12 protein-coding genes are annotated in these 11,731 nt (G+C 69.5%); 2 read left to right on the top strand and 10 right to left on the bottom strand.

Annotated elements, in window-relative coordinates:
* Positions 1 to 16: 16 nt before the first annotated feature.
* The 6 genes from QUG92_RS01450 to QUG92_RS01425 form a co-directional block, all read right to left on the bottom strand.
* Entirely contained in the window at positions 17 to 967 is a 951-nt protein-coding gene (locus QUG92_RS01450) for a TolB family protein (protein WP_289457423.1), read from the bottom strand.
* Between the two features lie 112 nt (positions 968 to 1,079).
* The gene (locus tag QUG92_RS01445) at positions 1,080 to 1,919 is read right to left on the bottom strand and encodes a carbohydrate ABC transporter permease (RefSeq protein ID WP_289457422.1); all 840 of its coding nucleotides are present in this window, start codon (positions 1,917 to 1,919) and stop codon (positions 1,080 to 1,082) included.
* Positions 1,912 to 2,907: a carbohydrate ABC transporter permease gene (locus tag QUG92_RS01440; RefSeq protein WP_182045980.1), complete on the bottom strand. Its 996-nt coding sequence runs from the start codon at positions 2,905 to 2,907 to the stop codon at positions 1,912 to 1,914. The genes QUG92_RS01445 and QUG92_RS01440 overlap by 8 nt, the downstream gene beginning before the upstream one ends.
* Before the next feature lie 173 nt (positions 2,908 to 3,080).
* Positions 3,081 to 4,382 (bottom strand): ABC transporter substrate-binding protein, encoded by a 1,302-nt coding sequence (locus tag QUG92_RS01435; RefSeq protein WP_289457421.1) that lies wholly within the window; start codon positions 4,380 to 4,382, stop codon positions 3,081 to 3,083.
* Between the two features lie 111 nt (positions 4,383 to 4,493).
* Complete coding sequence (locus QUG92_RS01430) at positions 4,494 to 5,642, bottom strand: Gfo/Idh/MocA family protein (RefSeq protein ID WP_289457420.1); 1,149 nt, start codon at positions 5,640 to 5,642, stop codon at positions 4,494 to 4,496.
* On the bottom strand, positions 5,639 to 6,385 hold the full coding sequence (locus tag QUG92_RS01425; RefSeq protein ID WP_289457419.1) for a sugar phosphate isomerase/epimerase family protein: 747 nt from the start codon (positions 6,383 to 6,385) through the stop codon (positions 5,639 to 5,641). Before QUG92_RS01425 ends, QUG92_RS01430 begins: the two co-directional genes overlap by 4 nt.
* A gap of 143 nt (positions 6,386 to 6,528) precedes the next feature.
* Between QUG92_RS01425 and QUG92_RS01420 the strand changes: the two genes are divergently transcribed.
* Positions 6,529 to 7,740 (top strand): ROK family transcriptional regulator, encoded by a 1,212-nt coding sequence (locus tag QUG92_RS01420; RefSeq protein ID WP_182045976.1) that lies wholly within the window; start codon positions 6,529 to 6,531, stop codon positions 7,738 to 7,740.
* Between the two features lie 59 nt (positions 7,741 to 7,799).
* On the top strand, positions 7,800 to 8,501 hold the full coding sequence (locus QUG92_RS01415; RefSeq protein ID WP_182045975.1) for a YqaJ viral recombinase family protein: 702 nt from the start codon (positions 7,800 to 7,802) through the stop codon (positions 8,499 to 8,501).
* Here the strand turns inward: QUG92_RS01415 and QUG92_RS01410 are convergent.
* The 4 genes from QUG92_RS01410 to nusG form a co-directional block, all read right to left on the bottom strand.
* On the bottom strand, positions 8,498 to 9,106 hold the full coding sequence (locus QUG92_RS01410) for a Pr6Pr family membrane protein (RefSeq protein WP_289457418.1): 609 nt from the start codon (positions 9,104 to 9,106) through the stop codon (positions 8,498 to 8,500). The genes QUG92_RS01415 and QUG92_RS01410 overlap by 4 nt on opposite strands.
* Positions 9,107 to 9,191: 85 nt before the next feature.
* Positions 9,192 to 9,881, bottom strand: a complete 690-nt coding sequence (gene rplA / locus QUG92_RS01405) for a 50S ribosomal protein L1 (protein WP_069712137.1) — start codon at positions 9,879 to 9,881, stop codon at positions 9,192 to 9,194.
* A gap of 89 nt (positions 9,882 to 9,970) precedes the next feature.
* The gene (rplK, locus tag QUG92_RS01400; RefSeq protein WP_017888638.1) at positions 9,971 to 10,402 is read right to left on the bottom strand and encodes a 50S ribosomal protein L11; all 432 of its coding nucleotides are present in this window, start codon (positions 10,400 to 10,402) and stop codon (positions 9,971 to 9,973) included.
* Between the two features lie 158 nt (positions 10,403 to 10,560).
* On the bottom strand, positions 10,561 to 11,613 hold the full coding sequence (gene nusG / locus QUG92_RS01395; protein ID WP_289457406.1) for a transcription termination/antitermination protein NusG: 1,053 nt from the start codon (positions 11,611 to 11,613) through the stop codon (positions 10,561 to 10,563).
* Between the last annotated feature and the right edge of the window lie 118 nt (positions 11,614 to 11,731).

Genomic DNA, 11,731 nt, shown 5'->3' with positions numbered 1-11,731 from the left:
CGGGACGGGGTCGGCGTCAGGCGACCGGGTAGTCGCAGTACGCGAACCAGCGCGAGCCCGGCGACCACGGCGGCACGTTGACGGTGCCCTGTCCGCCGTCGAGCGCGACGAGCGTCTCCGGCACGACGGCGATCCGTGCGCCGCGGACGAGCGACCCCGGGAGCAGGCGCAGCTCCACACGGTGGTCGGCCGGGTGACCCTGCACGCCCGGCTCGTACGACAGGTAGAGCAGGTGCGCCCCGTCCGGGGAGACGTGCGGGAACCAGTTCACCCGGTCGTCCCCGGTGATCGGCACGGGTGTGGTCGGAGCAGATCCCTCAGCCCCCGGTCGCAGCCACGCGAGCTGCGCCGTCCCCGGGGTGAAGCGCTCGGTGTTGAACACGACGACGTCCCCCGCGACGGCGCACCCGTCGTCGGGGTGCTCGTCGCGCGTCAGGAACGTCGTCGCACCCGAGCCCGGGTCGACCAGGGCGACGTCGGTCGTCCAGACACCCTCCGGCGTGCGCTCCCCCACGATCGCGGCGAGCGCCGAGCCGTCCGGGGCCACGCCGTGCAGGTAGTACTTCCGGACCACGGGCAGCACTGCGGCGGTGTCGGTGATGCGGTCCGCCGCCCCGCCGTCGGGCAGGGGCACCCGGTACAGCTCGCCGTCGCGGGCGCTCACCACGACGGACTCCCCCGAGGGGTCGAGCACGTGGTCGTTGTTGATCTCGTCGACCCCGGGCATCGGCACCCGCACGAGCGCGGTCTCGTCGAGCACGGTGCCGCTGCCCGGCGCCGGCGGCGTCAGGAGCCAGAGGTCTCCGTCCCCGTTCAGCACGAGCGTGCCGTCCGCGCGCACGTTCGGCGCCTCCACGAGCACCGAGCGCGACTCGAACACGAGCCGGCTCGTGCGCGACGCGACGTCGTACACGTGCACCCGGCTGGTCTGTCCGGGCAGCAGCTGGCGCCCGCGGTCCCCTGTCATGCGTCCATCCTGTCGGTCGTCGATCGGGCGAGGCTCGGACAGGCGGACATCTTCGCGGGCATGTCGCCGCGAAGATGTCCGCCGAGCCGAGCCTCGGGCACGCAGCCTCCGCCTACTTCACCGCACCCGCGGTCAGGCCGGCCACGAACTGGCGCTGCACGATGAGGAACGCGACCACGACCGGGATCGACACCACGAGCGACGCCGCCATGATCTGGTTCCAGTACACGTTCGTCTGCGTGGAGTACTGCTGCAGGCCGTTCGCCAGCAGCTGCCCGTCGCCGTTCGTCATGACCGAGGCGAAGAGCACCTCGCCCCACGCCGTCATGAACGAGTAGATGCCGACGGCCACCAGGCCCGGGCGGGCCGAGGGCAGGATGACGCGGAACAGCGCACCCATCGGGCCGGAACCGTCGACCATCGCGGCCTCGTCGAGCTCGCGCGGGATCGTCTCGAAGTACCCGGAGAGCATCCAGATCGAGAACGGCAGCGTGAACGTCAGGTAGGTGATGATCAGGCCGAGCCACGATCCGACGAGCTGGATGCCGAGCGCGTTGCCGAGGTTCGTGAAGATGAGGAACAGCGGCAGCAGGAACAGCACGCCGGGGAACATCTGCGTCGAGAGCACCGCCGTGGTGAACGTGCTCTTGCCCCGGAAGTTCCACCGCGAGACGCCGTAGGCGGCGAACGTCGCGATGATGAGCGAGAAGACGGTCGCCACGGTGCAGACGACGAGCGAGTTGACGAAGTACTTCGCCAGCGGGACGGTCGACCACATGTCGATGAACGGCTGGAAGGTGATGTTCGTCGGGATCCACGTGAAGTTGTTCTGCACGTCGCCGAGCGGCTTCATGGCCGTGGTGACCATGACGTAGAGCGGGACGACCGTGAAGAGCGTCAGCAGGACGATCGTGACGATCTTGAACGACTTGGCGCCGAGTGTCTCACGCACGGACGGACCTCCGGTTGGTCACGGCCAGGTAGATGCCGGTGACGATGAGCAGGAAGAGCAGGAGCAGGACGCTCATCGCGGCCCCGGAGCCGAAGTTCCAGGTGATGAACGACGCGTTGTAGATGTGGAAGCTGAGGAGGTCGGCGGCCGGCGGCTGCGCGGTCGAACCGAACAGCACGAACGGCGTGTTGAAGTCGTTGAACGTCCACAGGAACATCACGAGCACGAGCGTCACGTTGACCGGACGGACCATCGGGAGCGTGATGGAGCGCCACTGCCGGAACGCCTTCGCCCCGTCGACAGAGGCGGCCTCGTAGACGTCGTTCGGCACGGACTGCAGGCCCGCCATGAGCATCAGGAACGCGAACGGCCACGTCTTCCAGATCGCCACGACGACGACCGAGACGAACGCGTTGCTGCCGATGAGCCAGAAGGGGCCCTGTCCGCCGAACAGCCCGAGCTGGTCGACGAGGACGTGGTTCACCGCGCCGGAGTCGCGCTGGAGCATGAACTTCCAGGTGATGATGCCGGCGTACATCGGCAGTGCGTAGGGCACGAGGAACAGCGTGCGGAACAGCCCCTGCCCCTTGAACGGCTTCTGCAGCGCGACGGCGGCGGCCATGCCGAAGGTCCACGAGAGCGCAACGACGATGATCGTGTAGCCGCAGGTGATCAGGAACGAGTTGAGGACGCCCTGGCCGATCGCCTGGTCGAAGTCGACCGCGACCGAGTAGTTGCGGAGGCCCGCGAACGGCGCTGCGCCCCAGTTCGCGATGAAGTACTTGGTGAGCTGGACGAACGAGATCCAGATGCCGGTGAGCATCGGCACGATGTGGATGAGCAGTTCGAAGAGGATCGCGGGCGCGACCAGCGCGTACGGCAACCAGTGGCGCTTGGGCTTGCGCCCCGGCTGCGGCCCCGAGAGCGTCGGGGCCTTCGTGCGGGTCAGGTCGATGCGCTCGGATTCGGGCAGGACCGAGGTGGTCATGGGTGGGGGCCTTCCGGCAGGAGGGGGATCGGTGCTTCGCGACCCGGGACCGTGGCAGCGGTCGGGAGGCGCGGCGTGCGTGAGCCGATGCGCTCACCCCCGGCACGGGGCCGGGTGCGGGAGGAGGAGGCCCGGACGCGTCCTGGCGGACGCGATCCGGGCCTCCAGTCCGACTAACCGACCGACTGCGAGACCTGGTCCTGCGCGGTCTGCAGCGCGGTCTTGATGTCGCTGTCCGACACCGTGCCGCCGGTCGCGATCTTGGCGAACATGTCGTTCATCGCCTTGCCGACCGTCGACTCGAACTGGTCCTCGGCGGGCACCAGCGGGAGCGGCTTCGCCTTGTTGTTGTAGATGTCGAGGAACGTCTTCGTCTGCTCGTCGGTGACCGAGTCGGCAGCGGAGGCGAGCACCGGCAGTGCCGAGTACGGCTTGTCGAGCGTGGTCTGGGTCTCCTCGCTCGTCATGAACTTGACGAACTTCAGCGCACCGTCCTTGTTCTTCGTGTTCTTGAAGATCGACAGGTTGATGCCGGCCGGGAAGGACGCGATGTCCTCCGCACCCTGCGGCGCCGGGAAGGGCACCACACCGAAGTCGTCGGCGGACATGCCGTTCGAGGTGATCGTCGCGTTGGCGTTGTTCTGCGTCAGCATCATCGCGGCCTTCTTGTTCGCGAAGTCCGAGACCGCCTGCGTGCCGTTGTCGTACTGGGCGTTCGAGGTGTTGACCACCTTGTCCGACTGCATCAGGTCGAGGTAGCGCTTGATGCCGTCGACGTTCGCCTTCTGGGTGAACGTCGGCTTGCCGTCCTTGTCGAACCACTCGCCGCCGTTCTGCGCCGAGTTGATGAACGCGAAGTGCGCGTTCTCGGTGTACGAGCCACCGGCGATGGTGAAGCCGTAGGTGTCACCCGAGGTCAGCTTCTTCGCGTCCGCCGTCAGGTCCTCCCACGAGGTCGGGGCCTCGAGACCGGCGTCCTTGAACATCTGCTTGTTGTAGTAGAGCCCGTACGCGAGGCCGTAGAGCGGGACGCTCGTGACGGTCTTGCCCGGAGCGCCACCGGTGGACAGCGCGACCTTGCCGAACTTGTCGGCGCCGCCGATCGCCTGCATCTCCGAGTCACCGAACTCCTGGAAGGCGCCGGTGGCCTGGAGCGAGGTCGCCCAGGTGTTGCCGATGTTGACCACGTCGGGGCCCTGGCCCGAGGTGACGGCGGTGGTGATCTTCGTCTGCAGGTCGTTCCAGCCGATGACCTGGAGGTTCACCTTGATCCCGGTCTCCTTGGTGAACTTCTCGAGGACGGGGGTGAGCACCTCCTTGTCGTTCTGCAGGGACGTGCCCTGGTTCGACGCCCAGTACGTGAGCGTCTTCGAGTCGCCGGAGGAACCGGACGACCCGGAGGAGCAGGCCGCCAGACCGGTCACGGTGAGTGCCGCGGCCGCGGTGATGGCCAGTGCGCGGATGGCAGTGCGCATGACTCTCTACTTTCTCGTCGTTGAGATGGTGCTGAGGGTGGTGCTGCTGTGTCGGGTGCGGGGTGCAGCCGGTCCCGCGTGCGGACCGCGACGGTGCGGCCCGCGGGCGGGTCAGAGGGTCTGCTCCGCGGGGTCCCAACCCTCGGGGAGGGTCGGGGAGGGCTCGACCGTGCTCTCGACGAGCACGGTCTCACCACGTTCGGCGGCCTCGGCGATGGAGACCATCACGTCGAGGACGTGGAAGGCGAGGGCACCGGGGACCCGGTTCTCCCGCCCGGCACGGATCGAGCGGGCGAGGTCGACCACGCCCGTCCCGCGGGTGTACGTCGAACCGACGGCCGGGATCGTCTCGGGGCCGTCGGCACCGTGCGCGTAGAGCTCGGTGTCGCCGTCGAAGTTGTTCGGGTCCGGGAACACGACCGTGCCCTGCTCCCCCGCGATCTCGACGAAGCCGGTCCGGCCCCGGTCCGACTCGAACGAGAACACGCTCTGCGCGCTCGCGCCGCTGGCGAACTGGATGAGCGCGGAGTGGTTCGTCGGCACGTCGACGGGGAACTCGGTGCCGGCCTTCGGTCCGGAGCCGATCGTGCGCGTGGCACGGGACTTCGACGCGGTGGCCGTGACCTTCTCGACCGGACCGAAGACCTGCACGAGCGTGGTGATGTAGTACGGGCCGATGTCGAACAGCGGACCCGCGCCGTACGCGAACAGGAACTCGGGGCTCGGGTGCCACGACTCCGGGCCGGGGCTCTGGAAGAGCGTCAGACCGTTGAGCGGGGCGCCGATCCGGCCGTCGCGGATCGTGCGGAGCGCGGTCTGCAGGCCGGCACCGAGGAAGGTGTCCGGTGCGACGCTGACGGTCTTGCCTGCAGCGGCCGCGGCGTCGCGGAGCTGCGCGGCGCTCGTGCGGTCGAGCGCGTAGGGCTTCTCCCCCCACACGTGCTTGCCGGCGGCCAGCACCTGCAGCGCGACCTCGACGTGGGCGGCGGGGATGGTCAGGTTGACGACGATCTCGATGTCGTCGTCGGCCAGGAGCTGCTCGACGGTGCCCGACGAGGGGACGCCCCACTTCTCGGCCTGGGCGGCCGCGCGGTCGAGGTCGATGTCGGCGATGAACCGGACCTCGACGTCGGCGAACACGGTGAGGTTCGACAGGTACTGGTCGGAGATGACGCCGGCGCCGATGACGCCGACCCCGACCGGACCGGTGCGCTGCGTGGTCGTCCCCTGCTCGGCTGCCGCCGTGGTGGTGTCGGTCATGCGCGGACGCCCTCGAGGAACGTGTACGAGTCGGCGACGGCCTGGAAGACGTCGCCCTCGTGGTCGTCGAGCTCGACGACGTGCTGGGCGTCCGGTGCCGCGGCCACGATGTCCCGGATCGGCATGACGCCGTTGCCCACGGCGACCTGCCGCTTGTCGTCGTGCGAGCCGTCGCCGTCCTTGACGTGCAGGAACCGCACCTTGTCGCCGTACCGGCCGATGACCGCGACCGGGTCGTCGCCGCCGACCGTGACCCAGTAGGTGTCGAGTTCGAGCACGACGTCGTCGGACAGGGCGTCCGCGAACACCTGGTAGGCGCTGACCCCGTCGATGCGGTTCGAGAACTCGAACGCGTGGTTGTGGTAGCCGAGCACGAGCCCGTGGTCGGCGGCACGGGGGGCGAGGGCACTGAGCTCGCGGGCGATCGCCTCGACGTCCTCGCGGGTCGTCCAGCGGGCCTCGTCGATGTGCGGGTCGATGAGCGTCTGCATCCCGATCGTCGTGCTGGCGTGCATGATGCGCTCGAGGTCCTGCTCGCCGGCGTCCAGCAGCCGGGCGTGCCCGCTCGGTGCCTGCAGGCCGGCGTCGGCCAGCGCGTCGCGCAGTTCCTCGGCGTGCTCGACGTACCCGAAGGCCTCGACGTTCGTGTAGCCGATGGAGGCGATGCGGCGGAGCGTGCCGGGCAGGTCCGCCGAGAGGGCGTCGCGCACCGTGTAGAGCTGGACCGAGAGGGGTTGGGTCACCAGGGGTTCTCCTCGTCGAGATGGTGGATCGTCACTGATCGAGGGGAACACTATGGCCGCTTCTGTCGGCGGTCAAGCAGAAGTTGCGAGCTCCTCGACAACCTTCGTTGCGTGGCGCGATCGATGTGTGCTTCACTCCCGGCATGGTCGACTTCACCCGGACGGCAGCGTCGCCTCCGGTCGGGACGAGCGAGCTCTTCCAGATCCTCCGCGACGGCGTGCCGCGGACCCGGGCGGAGCTGGCCGCCCTGACGGGACTCGCGCGCTCGACGATCGCCGTGCGCCTCGACGCCCTCATCGACGTCGGACTCGTCGGACCGGTCGAGACGGCAGCGTCCACCGGTGGTCGCCCGCCCGCGCGGGTCGCGCTGGTGCCCGGTGCCCGGCTGGTGGTCGCCGCCGACCTCGGAGCCTCGCACGGACGCGTCGCGGTGACGGACCTCACCGCCACCACCCTCGCCGTGCGCGAGGCGCGCATCGACATCGCCGCCGGCCCCGTCCCGACGCTCACCTGGCTCGTCGAGACGGTGGACGTGCTGCTCGACGAGGTCGGTCGGTCGCGCGACGACGTCATCGCGATCGGCATCGGCGTCCCCGGTCCGGTCGAGTTCTCCACCGGACGCCCGGCGAACCCGCCGATCATGCCCGGGTGGGACGGCTTCGACGTCCCCGGGTGGCTCCGCGGACACGTCGCGGCCCACGTCCTGCTCGACAACGACGTCAACATCGCGGCCCTCGGGGAGCGCCAGCACGGCTGGCCGGACGTCGACCACCTGCTCTTCGTGAAGGTCGCCACGGGCATCGGCTCCGGGATCGTCTCGGACGGCCAGCTCCGCCGCGGCGCGCAGGGCACGGCCGGCGACATCGGGCACGTCCGGGTCTCGCGCGCCGGGGACGTACCGTGCCACTGCGGCAACACCGGCTGCCTGGAGGCCGTGGCGTCCGGTCCCGCCATCGCCCGTGCCCTGCGGGCGAAGGGCCACGACGTGCACACGAGCGGCGACGTCATCGACCTGGTGAACCGGGCCGAGCTCGACGCCATCGGCGCCGTGCGGCAGGCGGGCCGCGACATCGGCGAGGTCCTCGCGACGTGCGTGTCCCTGGTCAACCCGTCGGTCATCACGCTCGGCGGGTCCATCACGCGCGCCGGGGAACACCTGCTCGCCGGCGTCCGCGAGGTCGTCTACGCCCGCTCCACGCCCCTCGCCACCGAGCACCTCGTGATCGCGCAGTCGCGTGCCGGCTCCGTCGCCGCACTGCAGGGCGCGGCAGCACTGGCGATCGGCTACGCGCTCTCCCCCGCCGGGGTCGACGAGCTCGTGGCCTACGCCGAGGGACGCGCGCTCGTCTCCTGACGGCGGAAGGAGCGCGCGTCGGTTACCACCGTGTCGGCGCGCGGGGTGAGAATCGTCGGGTGACGATCGTGCAGCCCACCCTGTGGGGCGACCTGGACCCCGGCCTGGAGGAGCGCCCCGTGCCCGCCTCGCCGGTCACGTCCGGTACGCGGTCCGCCGCGGCCTCCGGTGCGTTCACCGCGCTCCGCGGGCACACCGACCGCATCGTCGCGCACTCGTCGGACCGCGTCGCCTGGCTCCGTGCCCGGGCGATGGGGATCACCGCGACCGACGTCGCCCGGCTCGCCTCGCTCCGCGCCGTCGAGGCCGTCGTCGCCGACAAGCGCTACGGCTCCCGGTTCTCCGGCAACGCGTTCACCGAGCACGGCAAGGACCGCGAACCGGTGATCGCCGCCTGGGTCGCGGCGACGCACGGCATCGAGCCCTCGGCCCACCTGTTCCACGCGAGCACGAACCGCGCGCACCTCGCCACACCGGACGGGGTCGGGTACGACGCCTCGCAGCGGCTCGTGCTCGCCGAGATCAAGACCACCGGCAAGGGCTGGCGCAGCATCCCGCGGCACTACCTGCGCCAGGTGTGGTGGCAGCAGTACGTGCTCGGCGCCGACCGCACCCTGTTCGTCTGGGAGCGTCACGACGAGTTCGTCCCGGTCGCCGACGAACCCGAGTGCCGGTGGGTCGACCGCGACGACGACCAGATCCGCGGACTCGTCCAGCTCGCCGACCTGGTGCTCGACAAGCTGCGGGCGTTCCGCGTCTAGACCCGCAGGGTCCGCAGGCGGCTGATCCCGATCACGAGGATGCCCGTGAGCGCGATGAACACCGCGATCCCGAGGCAGTACAGTGCGACCACGCCGTAGCCGAGGGACGGCGACAGGAACGGGTACGGCACCCAGCCGTCGGTCGCGCCGCGGACCAGCACGACGATCAGCCACACGGCCGGGTAGACAAGGAACCACCAGACGTGCCGGAGCCGCAGCCGGGCGCGGTCGGAGAAGAGCAGCCAGTCGAGCACGACCCAGACCGGCACGACCCGGTGCAGCACGTCGTTCGACCACGACACCGACGTCGAGACGTCGACGTTCGTGAGCAGGGTGTTGTACACGAGGCCCGTGGTGGCGATGTACACCGTCGCCGCCGCGCGCAGCAGGCTCACGACGAGGTCGGCGCGCTTCCGGCGGGCGGCGGACACGAGGGCGACGGCGAAGGCGACCGCCACGAACACGTTCGACTGGATCGTGAAGTACCCGAAGAAGTTGAACGGCGAGTACTGCGGCGTGCGCATGCTCACGAGCCACTGCGCCACGATCGCGACGACGACGAGGATGACCACGACGAGGCGCAAGGAGTTCACGAGGGTCCGCACGTGCCCACGCTATCCGGCCCGGGCCCGGAAACGCAGGAAGGCCCGCACCGTGGTCGGTGCGGGCCTCCTGGGACTGATCAGTGGATCAGATGGCGTTGACGTCGAGCGGGATGCCCGGTCCGAAGGTCGTCGAGACGGCGCCCTTCGTGATGTAGCGGCCCTTCGAGGCGCTCGGCTTGAGGCGGACGATCTCCTCGAGCGCGGTCGAGATGTTCTCGTCGAGCTGCTCCGGGGTGAACGAGGCCTTGCCGACGACGAAGTGCACGTTGGCGTGCTTGTCGACGCGGAACTCGATCTTGCCGCCCTTGATGTCGCCGACGGCCTGCGCCACGTTCGGCGTCACGGTGCCGGTCTTCGGGTTCGGCATGAGGCCACGCGGGCCGAGCACCTTGCCCAGACGACCGACCTTGCCCATGAGGTCCGGCGTCGCGACGGCGGAGTCGAAGGCGGTGTAGCCCTCGGCGACCTTCGCGATGAGCTCGTCGCCACCGACCTCGTCGGCGCCTGCGGCGATGGCGGCCTCGGCCGCAGCGCCCACGGCGAAGACGATGACGCGGGCGGTCTTGCCGGTGCCGTGCGGCAGGATGACCGTGCCGCGGACCATCTGGTCAGCCTTGCGCGGGTCGACGCCGAGCTTCAGCGCGACCTCGACGGTGGAGTCGGTCTTCGCCGAGCCGGTCTCCTTCGCGAGGGCGACTGCCTCGCTCGGGGTGTAGAACTTGTCGGCCTCGATCTTCGCGGCCGCGGCCTGGTAGGCCTTGGACTTCTTCGCCATGGTGTTCTCCTTGCAGAGCTACGTGGTTGACGAGCCGGCGAGGCTCTCCCACGGAAGGGGTGAGGGGGTGTGCCTGGTCAGGCGGAGACTTACGCCTCGACCGTGATGCCCATCGAGCGCGCGGTGCCGGCGATGATCTTCGCGGCCTGCTCGATGTCGTTGGCGTTCAGGTCGGCCTGCTTGGTCTCGGCGATCTGACGGACCTGGTCCATCGAGATCTTCGCGACCTTGACCGTGTGCGGGGTCGACGACCCCTTCTGCACGCCCGCAGCCTTCTTGATGAGCTCGGCAGCCGGCGGGGTCTTGAGGACGAACGTGAACGAACGGTCCTCGTAGACGGTGATCTCGACCGGCACGACGTTGCCACGCTGCGACTCGGTCGCGGCGTTGTACGCCTTGCAGAACTCCATGATGTTCACGCCGTGCTGACCGAGCGCAGGACCGATCGGCGGGGCCGGGTTGGCGGCGCCCGCGTTGATCTGCAGCTTGATCAGGCCCGTGACCTTCTTCTTCGGTGCCATGGTGTGCTTCCTCCTGGAATCGAACGCACGGGGTCCCGTGCACTCTCCCGCTGGTCCGGCGGATCCGGACCGCGGTGAAGCCCCGCACGCTGGGCGCGCGGGGCCAAACCTCAGTAGTCTACCCGATCCTCCAGACCGGGTCGACGGGTGGGGACGACCTAGAGCTTCGTGACCTGGTCGAAGCTGAGCTCGACGGGGGTCTCGCGCTCGAACAGCGACACGAGGACGGTGAGCTTGCCGCTCTCCGGCTTGATCTCGGAGATCGAACCCGGCAGGCCCGCGAACGAGCCCTCCTTGATGGTGATGGTCTCGCCGATCTCGAAGTCGACCTCGGCCTGCGGCTGCGCCTGCACGGCACCGCCGGACTTGCCGCCGCCCTTGGTCGGGGCCGCCTCGGCGACCTGGACCAGCGACTTCAGCATGCCGAACGCCTCGTCGAAGCGGAGCGGGGTGGGGTTGTGCGCGTTGCCGACGAAGCCGGTGACACCCGGCGTGTGGCGCACGACGGACCACGAGTCCTCGTCGAGGTCCATGCGGACGAGCACGTACGAGGGGATCCGGACGCGGGTGACCAGCTTGCGCTGCCCGTTCTTGATCTCGACGACGTCCTCCATCGGGACCTCGACCTGGTAGATGTAGTCCTCCATCGACATCGAGACCATGCGGTTCTCGATGTTCGACTTCACGCGGCGCTCGAAGCCCGCGTAGGAGTGGATGACGTACCACTTGCCCGGCTTCATCCGCAGCTCGGCCTTGAAGGCCTCGTACGGGTCGACCTCGGCGGGCTCCTCGTCGGCGTCGTCGGCATCGAGGGCCTCGTCGGCGGCGAGCGTCTCGTTCGCGTCGGCGGCGGCGGCGTCCTCGAGCTCGGACTCCTCCTCGTCCTCGACCGCCTCGACGGCGGCCTCGGCCTCGTCGGCGGAGTCGATCTCGAGCGCGTCGTCCACGACGGCGTCGGCCTCGGGGTCGCGGGACTCGGCCAGGGCCGTCAGGGCCTCGTCGATCGAGGTGTCGACCGTGCCGTCGTCGGGCTCGTCGCTCAGGCCGAGGGAGTCGTCGTCCTCGTCCTCGACGGAGATCGCACGCTCCTCGGCGGACTCGACCGAACGGGCCTCTGCGGTCTCGACGTCGCCTTCCTGGTTCTCCTCGACCTCGGAGGACTGCTCGGCAGCCGTGGCGAGGTCGATGTCGTCGCGGGAGTAGTCAGACACTGCGGTTCTTTCCGTTCGGTGGTGCGGATCGGGTGGTCGGCCGGAGCGGTGCGCATCGGTCGACGTCTCGGTGGCGACCGTACTCCTGTCGGGATCCGGTCAGGCCAGCCGCCGTCGG

It is taken from the genome of Curtobacterium citri (assembly GCF_030362955.1).
Classification (GTDB): Bacteria; Actinomycetota; Actinomycetes; order Actinomycetales; family Microbacteriaceae; genus Curtobacterium; species Curtobacterium citri.
Note: the sequence above shows the minus strand (reverse complement) of the source record. Positions and strands in the feature narration are given on the sequence as shown.